Annotated in this window: 14 protein-coding genes and 2 pseudogenes; 8 read left to right on the forward strand and 8 right to left on the reverse strand. The window is 72.7% G+C overall.

Annotated elements, in window-relative coordinates; translation table 11 throughout:
• A pseudogene (locus tag ABT300_RS33145) lies at positions 1–204 on the forward strand (gfo/Idh/MocA family oxidoreductase); the annotation flags it as partial.
• 1 nt (position 205) lies between these two features.
• Here ABT300_RS33145 and ABT300_RS33150 read toward each other — a convergent pair.
• The gene (locus ABT300_RS33150; RefSeq protein WP_351683693.1) at positions 206–541 is read right to left on the reverse strand and encodes a hypothetical protein; all 336 of its coding nucleotides are present in this window, start codon (positions 539–541) and stop codon (positions 206–208) included.
• A gap of 89 nt (positions 542–630) precedes the next feature.
• On the reverse strand, positions 631–1,518 hold the full coding sequence (locus ABT300_RS33155; protein ID WP_351683661.1) for a GNAT family N-acetyltransferase: 888 nt from the start codon (positions 1,516–1,518) through the stop codon (positions 631–633).
• Positions 1,519–1,769: 251 nt separating this feature from the next.
• Here ABT300_RS33155 and ABT300_RS33160 point away from each other — a divergent pair, with 251 nt between their 5' ends.
• Entirely contained in the window at positions 1,770–2,861 is a 1,092-nt protein-coding gene (locus ABT300_RS33160; RefSeq protein WP_351683664.1) for a PP2C family protein-serine/threonine phosphatase, read from the forward strand.
• On the opposite strand, the gene ABT300_RS44600 is transcribed toward ABT300_RS33160, so the two are convergent.
• Positions 2,818–3,795: an MMPL family transporter gene (locus ABT300_RS44600; protein WP_452994249.1), complete on the reverse strand. Its 978-nt coding sequence runs from the start codon at positions 3,793–3,795 to the stop codon at positions 2,818–2,820. The two genes, ABT300_RS33160 and ABT300_RS44600, sit on opposite strands and share 44 nt — an antisense overlap.
• 141 nt (positions 3,796–3,936) lie before the next feature.
• Positions 3,937–5,064 (reverse strand): annotated as a pseudogene (locus ABT300_RS44605) (MMPL family transporter); the annotation flags it as partial.
• 178 nt (positions 5,065–5,242) lie between these two features.
• On the opposite strand from ABT300_RS44605, the gene ABT300_RS33170 reads away from it, so the two are divergent.
• Together ABT300_RS33170 and sthA are read left to right on the forward strand one after the other, a co-directional pair.
• Positions 5,243–5,449, forward strand: a complete 207-nt coding sequence (locus ABT300_RS33170; RefSeq protein WP_057581840.1) for a hypothetical protein — start codon at positions 5,243–5,245, stop codon at positions 5,447–5,449.
• Positions 5,450–5,575: 126 nt separating this feature from the next.
• Entirely contained in the window at positions 5,576–6,979 is a 1,404-nt protein-coding gene (gene sthA, locus ABT300_RS33175) for a Si-specific NAD(P)(+) transhydrogenase (protein WP_351683669.1), read from the forward strand.
• Between the two features lie 33 nt (positions 6,980–7,012).
• Here the strand turns inward: sthA and ABT300_RS33180 are convergent, their stop codons facing one another.
• The gene (locus tag ABT300_RS33180) at positions 7,013–7,474 is read right to left on the reverse strand and encodes a DUF5709 domain-containing protein (protein ID WP_351683672.1); all 462 of its coding nucleotides are present in this window, start codon (positions 7,472–7,474) and stop codon (positions 7,013–7,015) included.
• 342 nt (positions 7,475–7,816) lie between these two features.
• Between ABT300_RS33180 and ABT300_RS33185 the strand changes: the two genes are divergently transcribed.
• Positions 7,817–9,289: an APC family permease gene (locus tag ABT300_RS33185; RefSeq protein WP_351683675.1), complete on the forward strand. Its 1,473-nt coding sequence runs from the start codon at positions 7,817–7,819 to the stop codon at positions 9,287–9,289.
• Between the two features lie 11 nt (positions 9,290–9,300).
• Entirely contained in the window at positions 9,301–10,260 is a 960-nt protein-coding gene (locus ABT300_RS33190) for a hypothetical protein (RefSeq protein ID WP_351683678.1), read from the forward strand.
• 13 nt (positions 10,261–10,273) lie between these two features.
• Here the strand turns inward: ABT300_RS33190 and ABT300_RS33195 are convergent, their stop codons facing one another.
• The 3 genes from ABT300_RS33195 to ABT300_RS33205 all read right to left on the reverse strand — a co-directional run bounded on the left by ABT300_RS33195 (position 10,274) and on the right by ABT300_RS33205 (position 13,972).
• Positions 10,274–12,616, reverse strand: coding sequence for a glycoside hydrolase family 65 protein (locus tag ABT300_RS33195; protein ID WP_351683681.1), 2,343 nt, complete (start codon positions 12,614–12,616; stop codon positions 10,274–10,276).
• The gene (locus ABT300_RS33200; RefSeq protein WP_351683683.1) at positions 12,613–13,365 is read right to left on the reverse strand and encodes an HAD family hydrolase; all 753 of its coding nucleotides are present in this window, start codon (positions 13,363–13,365) and stop codon (positions 12,613–12,615) included. Before ABT300_RS33200 ends, ABT300_RS33195 begins: the two co-directional genes overlap by 4 nt.
• Positions 13,366–13,576: 211 nt before the next feature.
• Positions 13,577–13,972 carry a YybH family protein gene (locus ABT300_RS33205; RefSeq protein WP_351683686.1) on the reverse strand — a complete coding sequence of 132 codons (396 nt, stop codon included), beginning with the start codon at positions 13,970–13,972 and terminating at the stop codon, positions 13,577–13,579.
• A 55-nt stretch (positions 13,973–14,027) separates the two neighbouring features.
• Between ABT300_RS33205 and ABT300_RS33210 the strand changes: the two genes are divergently transcribed.
• Entirely contained in the window at positions 14,028–14,681 is a 654-nt protein-coding gene (locus ABT300_RS33210) for a nucleoside/nucleotide kinase family protein (protein WP_351683689.1), read from the forward strand.
• Positions 14,671–15,121 (forward strand): hypothetical protein (locus ABT300_RS33215; RefSeq protein ID WP_351683691.1); only part of this gene is annotated, 451 nt, incomplete at its 3' end. The genes ABT300_RS33210 and ABT300_RS33215, both read left to right, overlap by 11 nt.

A 15,121-nucleotide genomic window follows, 5' to 3' on the forward strand; every position in this document is an offset into this window, starting at 1 on the left:
GGCGTCGAGCTCCGCGGCACGGCGGGGGTGCGCCGGCTCCCGCAGGGCGACGCGGACGCCGGCAGCGCCTTCGCCCGAGCCGCGGACGCCCTGCTCGGCTCGGCCCGCGACGGGCGCCCCCATGCCTGCGACGCCGCCTTCGGCCTGCGCGTCACCGAGATCCTCGCGGACGCCGAGACCCTGCTGGCGGACTCGGCAGGCTGACTCACGTCCCCGCGAACGGTTCGTCGCTCCAGCGGAACCACGCCTCGCCGCCGCTGACGTGCAGCAGGAACTCCGCGACGGGACCGCGCGGCGAGACCAGCGACACCCGTCGCCGGATCTCGTCGTACACCGCTTCCCACTCCTCCCACAGCTCGTCCCGGTCCTGCTCCGCCAGAGCCAGCTCACGGGCGAACAGGGCGGCGACGGCGGCGTGCCCCGGTCCCGGCACGAAGCGCCCCGACAGCCAGGGGAAGTCGGCCCCGGTGACGACGATCTCCCCGACGTCCTCTCCCCCGCGCACATCGCGCACATGCCAGACCTCACCCTCGAACCCCACCACGCCGTCCGCCCCTCCGCGACCGTCCGAACCCCCGGAGCCTGCCTGTCACCGAAGACAGCCTGCCACCGGGGTACGACAGCCTGCCGTCAGTCGAGCCGGAAGTTGACGCGCTCACGGACGACCGGATATCCGGCCTTCGCGAAGTGGGCCGCCATCGGGTGGTTGGTCCGGTCGGTGGCCGCGGCGATGAACTCCGCGCCCCGTGCGGCGAGATGGTGCGTGCATTCGGCGAGCAGGTCGTAGGCGTAGCCGTGTCCGCGGTGTTCCGGCAGCACCCCGACGAAGCCGACGCACGGACCGGACGGGTTGTGGGCCGGCACGTGGATGCCGGCCAGCGCGCCGTCCGGGGTGCGGGCGGTCTGCCACCACTCACGTGGGGACGGGCACCAGCGGAAGAAGTCGATCTCCTCCTGGGCGGCCAGGTCGAGCCCGCCCTCGGCCACGGCCTTCAGCGCGTGGGCGTCGAGGGTGTCGGAGTGGATGCGGCGCAGGGCGTCGAAGAAGACCGCGTCGTCGGGCTCGGGTGCGAAGTGCAGCCGTCCGGGCCGCTCGGGCAGCCCGCAGTCCGGAGTCCAGCGGTATACGAAGCGTTCCACCAGCGGGGTGTGGCCGGCCGCGCGGGCCGCCGCGTACCGGGCCTCGGCGGCGGCCCGCACGGCGGGGTCCGCTCGCCAGTCGCCGGGCAGGACCAGCTCCAGGCCGACCCGCCAGGGCGCGGTGCGCAGGAGTTCCGCGCCGGCCGCCTCCTCGCCGTCGGCGAAGTCGAACCACTCGACCGTCAGCGGCTCGGTGTCGTCGGGGCCGCCCCACCAGGCGGCGCGGGCGACGACCCGCCCGTCGCGCAGAGCGACCCGCTTCCAGTGCGGCCGGTACGTGGCATGGCAGAACGCCTCGGCGGCGCGCAGCGGGTCGGGCAGAGTGTCGAAGAGATGGACGTCGCTCTCGTCGAGAGCGCGGATGACCAGATCGGTCACGGATTCCTCCGGGTCGCGTACGGCATGGGGTGCGCTCCCGGGGGCGTCGGACGAACGTCAGACGCGGCACGCCCAGGTCACGGGGCGGGAGCGCGGGTCATGTGTGGACTGCATGGCGCTCGCCTCCTTCCGTGGGGTCCGGGCGTGCGCCCCCACGCTAGGAGTCCTCCCTCGACGGCGTCCACCGGATTTCCCGGCGTCCACCGGATTCCCGGCGTGCGGTGGGCGGGCGGGAGGGGGAGCGTGGGGGTGTGGGCGCACAGGACGGGGAGCGGCGGGGCTGGCTGCGGGGCGCACCGCCGCCCCGCTGGGTGCGGGCGCTGCCGCTGCTGCTGGTGGCGGGCGTCTGCGTCGCCACGCTCGTCAGTCCCAGTCCGCTGGACATCGGCTTCCTGCTGGGCGCGATCCCGCCGCTGGCGGTGCTGTCGTACGGCCCCGCGGTGACCGCGGTGCTCGGCGCCGCCGTGGTCGTCATGCTCAACGTGCCCGCGTTCCAGCTCGACCGGCCGGGGCAGACCGATGTGCTGACGGTGTTCTTCGTGGCGGTGTTGAGCGTGTTCGTGGCGTTCGTGCGCCGCCGCCGGGACGTCCAGCTGGACACCGAGCGCACCATCGCGGAGGCGGCTCAGCGCGCCGTGGCGCCGCCGGTGCCCGAGCGGGTCGGGCCGGTGCGGTGCGCCGGTCTGTACCGGGCGGCGCAGCGCGGGACGCTGGTGGGCGGGGACTTCTTCGACGTGCGCGAGAGCGCCCACGGGGTGCGGGCGGTGCTGGGGGACGTGCAGGGGCACGGACTGGCGGCGGTGGCGACGGTGTCCTCGCTCCTCGGGGCGTTCCGGGAGGCGGTGCTCGACCAGCCGGACCTGGAGTCGGTGGCGGCCCGTCTGGACCGCAGGCTGGCAGTGGACTCGGCGCGGGTGGCGCACGCCGAACTGTTCGCCACGGCCGTGCTGGTGGAGTTCACGCCGGACGCGGACGCCGTGCGCGTCGTCGCCTGCGGGCATCCGCCGCCGCTGCTGCTGCGCGACGGCACGGTCTCCGAGGTGGACGTCGTGCCGTGGACGCCGCTGGGTCTCGGCCTGCCGGAGGGCGCCCCGGTCAGCGCCTGTGTCGTGCCGCTGCGCCCCGGGGACCGGCTCTTCCTCGCCTCCGACGGCGTCTCGGAGGCCAGGGACGCCGCCGGCGTGTTCTATCCGCTCCTGGAGCGGCTGCCCGCGCTGGCGGCCGGCGCCGACCCGGCGACGACGGCGGGCCGGGTGTGGACGGACGTGTCGCGCCACTGTCCCGACGTCCGTGACGACGTCACGATGCTGGTCCTCGCGCCGACCCCGGCGGCGGCCCGCTGAGGGTGTCCGCGTCGCCCTCGGCGTCGATGTGCGGCAGGATCCGGTCCAGCCACCGCGGCGTCCACCAGGCGTGCGCCCCCAGCAGGGTCATCACGGCGGGCACCATGAGCAGTCGCACCACGGTCGCGTCGATCAGCACGCTGACGGCGAGTCCCAGCCCCAGCATCTTGACGACGATGTTGTCGCTGATGATGAACGCCGCGAACACGCTCACCATGATCAGGGCCGCGCAGGTGATGACCCGGGCGGTGATCTCCAGGGCGTGGGCGACGGAGTCCTCGGCGTTGCCGGTGCGCAGCCAGGCCTCGTGGACCCGGGACAGCAGGAAGATCTCGTAGTCCATGCTGAGGCCGAAGATGATCGCGAACATCATCATCGGCACATAGCTCTCGATGGGCACGTCTCCGTGGACGCCCAGCGCGGGTCCGCCCCAGCCCCACTGGAAGACGGCGACGACGACGCCGTAGGAGGCGGTGATGGACAGGACGTTGAGGACGGCGGCCTTGACCGCGACGAGCAGGCCGCGGAACACGGCGAGGATGATCAGGAAGGCGAGGCCGACGACCACGCAGATGATCAGCGGGAGCCGGCTGGCGACGATGTCACGGAAGTCGACCTGGGCGGCCGTGGTGCCGGTGACATAGCCCTTGGCGTCGTAGCCGGAGACCGCGTCGGGCAGCGTCGTGTCCTTGAGCCGGTTCGTCAGGCTGGTGGTGACGGCGTCCTGCGGCGCCTGGGTCGAGTAGACGGTGCCGATCAGCACGTCGCCGTCCTGGGTGGGCGTCAACGGCGTGACGGTGGAGGCGTCCGGTACGGCGTTCAACGTCTTCTGCGCCTGGGACTGCAGGTCGGCGCGCTTGTCGGAGGGGACGGACGTCTGGTCGACGACGATGGTGAGGGGGCCGTTGGAGCCGGGCCCGAAGGCGTCGGTCATCAGGTCGTAGGCGCGCCGGTCGGTGAAGGACGTCGGGTCGGCGCCGTCGCCGATGTGGCCGAGCTGGATGGAGAAGACGGGGATGGCGAGGATCGCGATGACGGCGACCCCTCCCCCGAGGTACTGCCAGGGCCTGCGCTCGACCCGCTTGGCGTACCGGTGCCAGGTGCCGTGCGGGGTCGCGCCGGGTTCCGCGTCGGTCTCGGCGACCGGTCTGCGCACATGCCAGCGGTCGATGTGGCGGCCGATGAGCCCGAGCATGGCGGGCACGAGGGTGAGCGCTCCGATCACGGCGGAGACGACGGTGACGGCGGCGGCGACGCCGAGCTTGCCGATGAAGGAGACTCCGGACGCGTACAGGCCGGCCAGCGCGATGATCACAGTGGTGCCGGAGACCAGGACGGCGCGCCCGCTGGTGGCGGTGGCGTGGCCGGCGGCCTCGGCGGGATCCGCGCCGTCGATCAGGCTCTGCCGGTGCCGGGTGATCAGGAACAGCGCGTAGTCGATCCCGACGCCCAGGCCGATCATGGTGGCGAGGGTCGGGGAGACCGTCGCGAAGGTGAACGCGGCGGCCAGCAGCCCGAGGACGGCGAGCCCGCCGACGACCCCGATCAACGCGGTGATCAGGGGCAGTCCGGCCGCGATGACACTGCCGAAGCCGATGAGCAGGACGACGACGGCGACCGCGAAGCCGATCCCCTCACTGACGAAGTCGTTGGCCTTGGGGCGGGCCAGTTCGCCGAGCGAGCCGCCGTACTCGACGTCGACGCCGGCCGCCCGCAGCGGCTGGACTGCCTTGTCCACGCCGTTCAGGTAGGCGTGGCCGAGGGTGTTGGGCTGCTGGTCGAAGCGGATGGTGATGTAGCCGGTCTTGCCGTCGCTCGACACCGGGCCGACCTTGGTGGGGCTCTGCGAGAGGGGGTTCTGCACCGACAGGACCTGGGGCAGCTTCTGCAGGTCGCCGACCGTGGTGGACATCTGCGAACTCAGCGCGCTCAGCGGCTGTGCGTCGTCGTGCATGACGATCTGCGCGCTGTACCCGCCGGCCTGCGGGTCGTGCTCCTCGAGGACGTCGAGCCCCTTCTGGGACTGCGTGTCCGAGAGCGCGAAGTCGTCCTCGAAGGTGCCGCCGACGGCTCGGTCGATCACCTGGAGGGCGACCAGGGCCACCAGCCAGGCGATGATCACGACGAGGTAGTGACGGGCGCACCAGGCGCCGAGCCTGCGCAGTGCCCCCCGTTGGGGTCTCCCGGCAGTGGTGGGTTCCATGAGCTGGGCCTTCCATGCCGTGCGGGGTCACCGCACAGTGGTTGGGTCGCCCCGACACAGCCCATTAGACGTCAGCACGATCATCGCGGCATCTCGGACGGGGATGATCGGGATTGCGGGGCGCGGCCGCAGGATGAATGGTGTTAGTACATTCCTTCGGACGCGAGGAGCAGACACCATGCCGACGTCACAGCCCGGCGCCGCCCGGCCCTCGCCGGACCGCACCACCCCGGACAGCCTGCTCCACACCCGCACCGGGACCGAGGTCTCGCCGGAGGACATGGTCCTCGCCACCGGCCGCGACCTCACCCCGCGCAACCTCGCGTGGGCCCGGCGCAAGCTCGACGAGGAGGGCCCCGGCGCGATCGAGAAGGTGCTCCCCTAGAACCTCCCCTGAGACCTCCTCCGGACCGGTCGGCGGAGCCCGGGCCGCAACCCGCGCAGCAACCCACGCCGGAGGATCTTCCGCCGCCCTTTCCCTGGGCGCCCCCGCACTGCCAGACTGCGGAGGATGCCCGACTTCGACATGCTCGTCCTCGGATCAGGTCCCGGCGGCCAGAAGGCCGCCATCGCCGCGGCCAAACTGGGCCGCCGGGTCGCCGTCGTCGACCGCCCCGACATGGTCGGCGGGGTCTCCCTGCACACCGGCACCATTCCCTCCAAGACGCTGCGCGAGGCGGTGCTCTACCTCACCGGCCTCACCCAGCGCGATCTGTACGGTCAGAGCTACCGGCTGAAGGAGAACATCACCGTCGCCGATCTGACCGCCCGCACCCAGCACGTGGTGAGCCGTGAGATCGACGTCATCCGCAGCCAGTTGTCCCGCAACCACGTCGCCCTCTTCGCCGGCACCGGCCGCTTCGTCGACGACCACACGATCGCGCTGCGGGAGGTCACCGGCCAGGAGCGGCTGATCAGCGCCGAGCACATCGTGATCGCCACGGGCACCCGGCCGGCCCGCCCCGACAGCGTGGAGTTCGACGGCCGGACCATCCTGGACTCCGACAACGTCCTGACGATCGAGCGGGTGCCGCAGTCGATGGTCATCGTCGGCGCCGGCGTGATCGGCATGGAGTACGCCAGCATGTTCGCCGCGCTCGGCAGCAAGGTGACGGTGGTGGAGAAGCGGGCCGGGATGCTCGACATGTGCGACGTCGAGGTCATCGAGTCGCTCAAGTACCACCTGAGGGACCTGGCGGTGGCCTTCCGCTTCGGGGAGACGGTGGCCGCGGTGGAACGGCACCAGCGGGGCACGCTGACTGTCCTCGAGAGCGGTAAGAAGATACCGGCGGACGCGGTGATGTACTCGGCGGGCCGGCAGGGGCTCACCGACGAACTCGACCTGGACAAGGCGGGGTTGACGGCGGACCGGCGCGGGCGGATCGAGGTCGACGAGCACTACCGCACCCCGGTCGGGCACATCTACGCCGTCGGCGACGTCATCGGCTTCCCGGCCCTCGCCGCCACCGCGATGGAGCAGGGACGGGCGGCGGCGTACCATGCCTGCGGCGAGCCCGTCGGACGCATGCACCACCTGCAGCCGATCGGCATCTACACCATCCCGGAGATCAGCTTCGTCGGGCGGACGGAGGACCAGCTCACCGAGGAGCGCGTGCCGTTCGAGGTGGGCGTCGCCCGCTACCGCGAACTGGCCCGCGGGCAGATCATCGGCGACGCGCACGGCGTCCTCAAGCTGCTGGTCTCCCCCGAGGACCGCACCCTGCTCGGCGTGCACTGCTTCGGCACGGGCGCCACCGAACTGATCCACATCGGGCAGACGGTGATGGGCTGCGGCGGGACCGTCGACTATCTGGTCGACGCGGTGTTCAACTACCCGACGCTGGCGGAGTCGTACAAGGTCGCCGCCCTCGACGCCACCAACCGGCTGCGGCAGTTGGAGCGGATGGACGACTGACCGGGGCGGCGCCCCGCTCCCCGGCGGGGCGGCCTACTCCTCGACGATGTGAACGGCTGCCTCCTCGGCGCTCGCCGCTCCGCCGTCGATGCCGACGTCCTCGGCGATCTCCTCCTTGACGGCGTCCGGGTGGGCGCCCTCGTCGGGGGCGACGAGTCGGCCCGCGCGCCGGTCGCCGGCCTCGGGGTCGACCGGCTCGCCCTCGCCGCCGGGAAGGTCGCCGACGCCGTCCCCGGCCGGCGCCGAAACGTCCGGGACCTCCTGGGCGAGGCGCCGGTCGAGGCTCTCGCCGTCGTGCTGCTCGGCCGCGGTGGTGCCGTACCTGGTCACGCCGAGCGGCTTCTCCGGCGGTGAGTAACCCTCGTCCAGGGCGTCGTCGTAGGTGCGTTCGTCGACGGCGTCCTGGAGGTCGAGCGGGGCCCCGTCCTCCTGCTCCTCGTTGGATCCGGTGGGCTGGTAGACGTCGTCGCCCATCGCCTCGTACTCCGTGCCCATGGCGCCTCCTCGTCGGCCGACCTGCTGCTCTCCCCGTCCGCGTTTCCCGTGCGGCCCGCTCCAATCACGACACATGCCGCCTGCACGGTCGGCCGCGAAGATTACCCACCCGTCAATCTTGAAAGCTCAAGAGTTGCGGCTATAGTCACTCGCACACTCGGTGTAACCGTCCGCCGACGCAGTGCTGAAACAGTGTCCTTGCGCGCCCCTCCCCGCCGACGTTCCCGAGGCCATCCCTCTCACGCGGCGGTGCTCCACACAGCTCCACGTCCCACTCTTCACCCCCCATTCACCGCCGGGCCCCTCCCTCCCCCGGCGTGCACGACGAAAGCAGCGCCAACCATGAGCAACAGCACCGGCAGAGGGCTTCAGGCGAATGTGCTGAGCACCTTCGACACGGTGGTGATGGCGATCGCGGGCAGTGCCCCCGCCTACTCCATCGCCGCCACCACGGCGGTCCTGGCGGGCGCCGTGGGCCTTGCCGGCCCGGCGGCCCTGCTGTACTGCGCGATACCCATGCTGGGCATCGCGCTGGCGTTCAGCCGGCTCAGCCGGATCGACGTCAACGCAGGCGCCAGTTACTCCTGGGTGGGGCGCACGCTCCATCCCTTCCTCGGCTTCATCAGCGGCTGGGCGCTGGTGATCTCGGCGACCATCTTCATGGTGGCGGGGTCACTGCCTGCCGGGTCGATGACGCTCGCCCTGTTCGACGAGGACCTCGCCGCGAACACCGCGCTGTCGACCGTGGTCGGCGCCGCCTGGTTCGTCGTGATGCTGGCGGTGGTGCTGGGCGGGGCCCGGCTCACCGTCCGCGCCCAGCTGATCATGTCGGGGGTCGAGCTGGCGATCCTGGCGCTGTTCGCGGTGCTCTGCCTGTTCCACACGAACAACTCCCTGCCGTTCGACTGGTCCTGGTTCGGCTTCGGCCACTTCGACGGGGTCTCCGGCTTCGCCGCGGGCGCGTTGGTCGCCGCGTTCTACTACTGGGGCTGGGACGTCACCAGCAACCTCAGCGAGGAGACCCGCAACAGCCGCCGCACCACCGGTCTCGCGGGACTGATCGGCGTGGGCGTCGTCTTCCTCCTCTTCGAGGTCTTCACCGTCGCGGTGAACATCGTCCTCAGCTCGCAGCAGATCGCCGACAACGACGCGAACGTGCTGGCCGTGCTGGGCGAAGAGGTGTGGCCGGGCTGGGGCGGCAAGCTGCTGATCGTGGCCGTGATGCTGTCCACGGTCGCCACGTTGGAGACGACCCTGATCCAGGTCACGCGCTCGCTGTTCGCGATGGGCCGCGACCGTACGATGCCGTCCGCGCTGGGCCGGGTGCACCGCACCTGGAACACTCCCTGGGTGGCCATCGTGGTGGTGGGCGGAGTGGCGCTGGTGCTGTTCGTCGCCTCCAACGCCCTGGGCTCGGTGGGCGACATCCTCGCCGACGCGATCTCGGCGATCGGCCTGCAGATCGCCGTCTACTACGGCCTCGCGGGCCTCGCGGCCGTCGTCGCGTACCGCAAGACCCTGCTGAGGTCGCCGTCGGACTTCGTCCTCGGCGGGCTGTGGCCGCTGTTCGGGTCCGTGTTCATGTTCTGGGTGTTCGTGGAGTCGCTCGGCGAACTGGCGCCCACCGCCATCGCGATCGGCGTCGGCGGGCTCGCCGTGGGCCTCGTGCCGATGCTCTGGTACTGGCGGCAGGGCAGTGAGTACTACCGGCCCGCCCGGCTGGACGCCGCACGGACCGTCGAGGCCGACTATGTGCCCGACGACCGATCGGACGGGCGTACGGTCGCCCACGAGGGCCTCTCCACCGACTTCTGAGAAGGAACGTGATGGCGCGGGACCGCTTCGCTCCCGATTTCGACCCCGACTGCGGGGACGCCCCGCTTTCCTCCGTCAAGCACGACATCGTCATCGGGCGCTGGCAGGGTCTGCGGGACCTGCTGCGGTCGACCGGGCCCGACTGGCTCGCCCGCGGCCACCGCATGCGGATGCTCGCGCAGGCCTGCGCGAGCAGTTCCACGGTGGAGACCTGGCTGGCCGCCGAGCCGCACAGCGCCGACGCGCTGGTGCTGCGGGCGGCCACGGAGACGGCCCGGGCGTTCAACCTGGCCATCTCCGCGGGCCGGGGCGCGCCGATCGACCAGACGCGGGTCGACGGCGCGGTCCTGGCGTGTCTGGCCGCGACCGAGGCCTATCTGGACGACCCGACGCCGTGGACCTCGCTGATCTCGGTCGCCCGCCTCTACCCCGCAGGGGTGCGGCGGCAGGAACTGGCCCGCTGGTGGGACGAGCTGCACCGGCGCGACCCCTACAGCATGGAGGGACACCTCCAGGTCCTGCACTACTACTCCGCCCGCTGGCACGGCTCGCACGGGCTGATGTACGACTTCGCCCGGGACGCGGCGGGGGTGGCTCCGCCGGGCTGCCCGCTGCCGGTGCTGGTGCAGTACGCGCGCGTGGAGGAGTTCCGCCACGCCGTCGACACCGCGTCCGGGCGTTCCGCCTCGGTGGCCCTCGCCCAGCACTGGAACAACGACGGCGCGGTCAGCGACGTCCGCCGCACCTGGGACCGTTGGCTCGCCGGCCGCCAGGAAGGCGCCGTCGCCCCCGGCGAGCTGCGCGACGTCAACCACCTGGCCCACGCGGCGTGCGCGGCGCGGGTCGCCGACGTGGCGGCCCCGCTCCTGGCCCGCCTCGGCCGCCGGGCGACGCGCATGCCGTGGTCCTGCACGGGCGACCCCGCCCAGCAGATCGTCAGGTACCGCAAGGACCACGGGGTGCGCGACTGAGGGCGGTGCGGGGTCAGCGGAAGTTGGGGCCCCGGTGCGTCGGCTGGCGGGGCGCCGGACGCGCCGGGACCGGCGGCGCCGGGCGCACGACGGGGCCGTCCCCGTTGACGTGCACGGGCTCGCCGTGGTGGCGGATCGTCAGCGGCGCCCCCGACAGCAGCGTGTACGCGGTCTTGTCCGGGCCGATCTCCACCCGCAGACAGCGGCCGAGCACCTGCACGCTGAAGGCGAGGCGGCTGAACCGCTCCGGCAGCCGGGGGGCGAACCGCAGGCTGTCCGCCTCCCTGCGCAGCCCGCCGAACCCGGCGACCAGGGCCGTCCACGTGCCAGCGAGCGACGCGATGTGCAGTCCGTCCCGTGTGTTGTGCTCGAGGTCGGCCAGGTCCATCAGCGCGGCCTCGGCCGTGTACTCGTAGGCCAGCCGCAGATGTCCGGCCTGGGCGGCGACGATCGCCTGGCAGCAGGCGGACAGCGAGGAGTCGCGGACGGTCAGCGGCTCGTAGTAGGCGAAGTTGCGGGCGAGCTGCTCCTCGTCGAAGTGCCCGTCGCAGGTGTACATCGCCAGGACGAGGTCGGCCTGCTTGACCACCTGCTTGCGGTAGAGGTCGAAGTACGGGAAGTGCAGCAGCAGCGGGTACTGGTCGGGACGGGTGCCGTCGAAGTCCCAGTGCTGGTAGCGGGTGAAGCCGGCGTGCTGCTCGTGGACGCCGAGATCGTGGTTGTAGGGCACGAACATCGCCTCGGCGGCGTCCCGCCAGGCCGCGCTCTCCTCGTCGTCGACGCCCAGCGCTGCGGCCTCCTGCGGATGGCGTTCGACGGCCTCCGCGGCCGCGAGGAGGTTCGCCCTGGCCATGAGGTTGGTGTACACGTTGTCGTCGGCGACAGCGCTGTACTCGTCGGGGCCGGTGACTCCGTCGATGTGGAAGTGACCGTGCGCGTCGTGGTGGCCGAGCGCCCGCCACAGCCGGGCCGTCTCGGTCAGCAGCTCGACGCCCGTGGTCCGTTCGAAGTCGCGGTCGCCGGTGGCCTCCACGTACCGCACCACGGCGTCGGCGATGTCGGCGTTGACGTGGAAGGCCGCCGTCCCGGCCGGCCAGTACGCCGAGCCCTCGGAGCCCTCGATGGTCCGCCAGGGGAAGGCGGCGCCGCGCAGCCCGAGCTGGGCCGCGCGCTCCCGGGCCGCGGGGAGGGTGTTCTGCCGCCAGCGCAGGGCCTCGGCGACCGCCACGGGCGCGGTGTAGGTGAGCAGGGGCAGCACGAACGTCTCGGTGTCCCAGAAGGCGTGGCCGTCGTAGCCGGAGCCGGTCAGCCCCTTGGCGGGGATGGCCCGCTGCTCGGCGCGGGCGCCGGCCTGCAGGACGTGGAAGAGGGCGAAGCGGACGGCCTGCTGGATCTCCTCGTCGCCGTCCACCTCGACGTCCGCGCGGGTCCAGAAGTCGTCCAGGTAGGCGCGCTGTTCCTCGAGGAGGCCCTCCCAGCCGCTGTGCCCGGCCGCGGCGAGGGCGGCCTCGACCTGATCGCTCATCGCGGGCCGGGAGCGCACGCCGGACCAGCCGTGGGCGACGAGCTTCTCCACCCGCAGCCGCTGGCCGGGCTCCAGCACGGAGGTGACGGTGAGCCGGGCCACGTCGACGTTGCTCTCGCTGCTGAGGGTGGTCCGCTCGGGGCCGCTCACCTCGTGGTCGGCGGCCACGGCGACCCGCAGCCCGCTGTGCTTCGTGCGGTGGACCAGCCGCAGCCGACGGCCCACCGCGACGTCCTCCTCCGGTTCCAGAGGCGACTTCAGGGCGCGGGCCGCGCGCGGGTCGCCGTCGGGGTCGGGCAGACTCTCGTTGGCCACCAGCTCGGACTGGATGACCACCCGGGAGCGGCTGCCGACGGCCTCCACCTCGTAGGCGACGGCGGCGACGGCCCGCTGGGCGAGCGACACCAGCCGGGTCGAGCGCACCCGCACCGTGGAGCCGGCCGGCGAGGTCCACTCGCAGGTGCGCTCCAGCACGCCGCGCCGCAGGTCGAGCACGCGCTCGTGGGCGACGAGCCGGCCGTAGCGCAGGTCGAAGGGCTCGTCGTCGACCAGGAGCCGCAGGATCTTGCCGTTGGTGACGTTGATGACGGTCTGCCCGGACTCGGGGTAGCCGTAGCCCGCCTCGGCGTAGGGCAGGGGGTGCAGCTCGTGCACGCCGTTGAGATAGGAGCCGGGCAGGCCGTGCGGCTCGCCCTCGTCGAGGTTGCCGCGCCAGCCGACGTGTCCGTTGGAGAGCGCGAACACGGACTCGCTCTGGGCGAGGACGTCCAGGTTGAGCTGCGTCTCGCGCACGCACCACGGCTCGACGGTGTAGGACCGGTCGGTGATCACGCGTCCCCTCCCTGCCCGATGAGGTCGTCCAGATCCTTGACGACGACGTCGGCGCCGTGCGCGTACAGCGCGTCCGTCTGTCCGACCCGGTCAACGCCGACGACGTGCCCGAAGTTCCCGGCGCGGCCCGCGTCCATGCCGGCCAGCGCGTCTTCGAAGACGGCCGCGCGGGCGGGTTCGACGCCCAGGTCGCGGGCGGCGGCCAGGAAGGTGTCGGGGCGCGGCTTGCCGGGCAGGCCGCGCTCGGCCGCCACGACGCCGTCGATCCGGACGTCGAAGAGGTGCTCGGCGTGGACGGAGCGCAGCACGTCGCGGGTGTTGGCGCTGGAGGAGACGATCGCGGTGCGCAGGCCACGCGCGCGTGCCGCCTCGATGTAGCGCAGGGTGCCGTCGTACGGCTCGACGCCCTCGGTGCGGATCCGCTCGAGGAGCAGCTCGTTCTTGCGGTTGCCGAGTCCGTGGACGGTCTGCGCGTCGGGCGGGTCGGCGGGGTCGCCCTCGGGCAGTTCGATGCCGCGGGAGGCGAGGAAGGTGCGGACGCCGTCGGCGCGGGGCCGGCCGTCGACGTACTCGTCGTAGTCGTCGGCGGAGTCGAAGGGCTGCTGGTCCTCGCCCTCGCGCGCGTGCAGGAACGCGTCGAAGGTCTCCTTCCAGGCGGCCGCGTGCACCGCCGCCGTCCGGGTGACGACCCCGTCGAGGTCGAAGAGGCAGGCCTGGATGTCGTCGGGAAGACCGAGCGTCGTCGTCATACAAGGCCGGTTCCCCCACAACGCGTCTCCCAACGGTGTGGCCCGCGCCACACACGTTTCCGTGACCGCCACCCGGCCGACGCCGGCCGCGACCCCCGCCATGGCCCTCGTCATGGCCCTCGTCGTCACCGGTCTCGTGGCCGGTCGCCGTGACCCGTCCCCGTGACCGTCGTGGTCCGTCGTCGTGGCCGGTCGTCGCGGCCCTCGGCGGTCAGTCGTGGGGGAAGGAGTGGTGCTCGTGCGCGATCGTCCAGCGGCCGTCCTCCTTGCGCAGGCCGAAGGTGAGCCGCAGCCGCAGGCCGGGGCAGTCCGCGAGCTCCTCGGGCGTGCCGCAGCGCAGCAGGGCGTGGGCGTAGGCGACGTCGTGACCGGCGGTGACGTCGAGGGTGTCGATGTCGAAGCAGGCGCCCTGGGCCTGCCAGACGAAGAACGGCGGCCAGGCGGCCCGGTAGGCGGCGAGGCCCCGGATGCCCTGGTGGGGCGCGGGCACGTCGTACATCACCAGGTCCTCGGCGTGGTGGTCGACGACCGTGTCGAGGTCGCCCCGGTGGACGGCGTCGGCCCAGCGGGTGATCAGGGTGCGGATCTGCGTCTCGTCGTCGGACACGTGCGTCCTCCTCTCCTTGCGGGTCTCCTGCCAGGAGACTGCGACACTCTGCTGTGTGCTCACTTTCGACGATCTGGTCCTGCGGGCCCGTTCCCTCGCCGGGGACCGCGGCCGGCGCACCCTGCTCGGCATCGCCGGCAGCCCCGGCGCGGGCAAGACGACCCTCGCCGAGCGGCTGGTGCGGGAGCTGAACGGCGCCGGGGAGCCGTGGGCCGCGCAGGTCCCGATGGACGGCTTCCACCTCGCGGACGTCGAGCTGGACCGCCTCGGCCGGCGGGACCGCAAGGGCGCGCCGGACACCTTCGACGCGGCCGGTTACGCGGCGCTGCTGCACCGGCTGCGGGCGGAGGCGGACGGCGGGGACGTCGTGTACGCGCCGGGCTTCGAGCGGGTGCTGGAGCAGCCGCTCGCTGGGGCCGTGCCCGTCCCGCCCGAGGTGCGGCTGGTCGTCACCGAGGGGAACTACCTGCTCCTCGGCACGGGGGCGTGGGCGCGGGTGCGGGCCGCGCTGGACGAGGTGTGGTTCTGCGAGACGGACGAGGACGAGCGCGTCCGCCGGCTGGTCGCCCGGCACGAGGAGTTCGGCAAGGGCCATGAGGAGGCGGTGGCCTGGGTGCGCCGCAGCGACCGGCTCAACGCCGAGCTGGTGGCGACGACGCGGGACCGGGCCGACCTGGTGGTCCGGGCAGGGGGATCCGTTGGGGCTTGACCTCACGGTGCTGGCGCTCGACTGGGGCCGGCTGGAGGCGACGCCTGCGGCCGGGCGGCAGGAGCTGCTCCACGAGGCCGCGTGCCCAGCCGGCCCGGATCCGTGGGCGGCGCCCGAGGCGGGATGGGTGTTCCCCGCGTCGCCGAAGACGCCCTGGTGCGGCCGCTACGAGTTCCACAGCACCACCGGGTCCTACGCACCCCATTTCTGGGCGGGCGAGGGCTGGGACGCCGCCCGGGGATTCGCCGACCCGGCGCTGCGGGAGGCCCTGGACGGCTTCCTGCTCCCCCTGGTGCGGGACGAGGACGACCTGCCGGGGGCCGGCCTCCTCCCCTCGGACCTCACCGCGTGGGGCATGCGCCTGCTCCTCGTCGGCCCTCCCGCCCGGGTGGCCGGGCTCGCCGCTCACTGGGCCCGGGCGCAGCCCCTGCTGGAGGGGC

It is taken from the genome of Streptomyces sp. NPDC001027 (genome assembly GCF_040299045.1).
Lineage (GTDB): Bacteria > Actinomycetota > Actinomycetes > Streptomycetales > Streptomycetaceae > Streptomyces.

Coding starts and splice junctions, on each gene's coding strand:
- ABT300_RS33200 (WP_351683683.1), bottom strand. CDS start 13,365: ATGACGACGACGCTCGGTCTTCCCGACGACATCCAGGCCTGCCTCTTC.
- ABT300_RS33180 (WP_351683672.1), bottom strand. CDS start 7,474: ATGGGCACGGAGTACGAGGCGATGGGCGACGACGTCTACCAGCCCACC.
- ABT300_RS33190 (WP_351683678.1), top strand. CDS start 9,301: ATGGCGCGGGACCGCTTCGCTCCCGATTTCGACCCCGACTGCGGGGAC.
- ABT300_RS44600 (WP_452994249.1), bottom strand. CDS start 3,795: ATGACCGACGCCTTCGGGCCCGGCTCCAACGGCCCCCTCACCATCGTC.
- sthA (WP_351683669.1), top strand. CDS start 5,576: ATGCCCGACTTCGACATGCTCGTCCTCGGATCAGGTCCCGGCGGCCAG.
- ABT300_RS33185 (WP_351683675.1), top strand. CDS start 7,817: ATGAGCAACAGCACCGGCAGAGGGCTTCAGGCGAATGTGCTGAGCACC.
- ABT300_RS33170 (WP_057581840.1), top strand. CDS start 5,243: ATGCCGACGTCACAGCCCGGCGCCGCCCGGCCCTCGCCGGACCGCACC.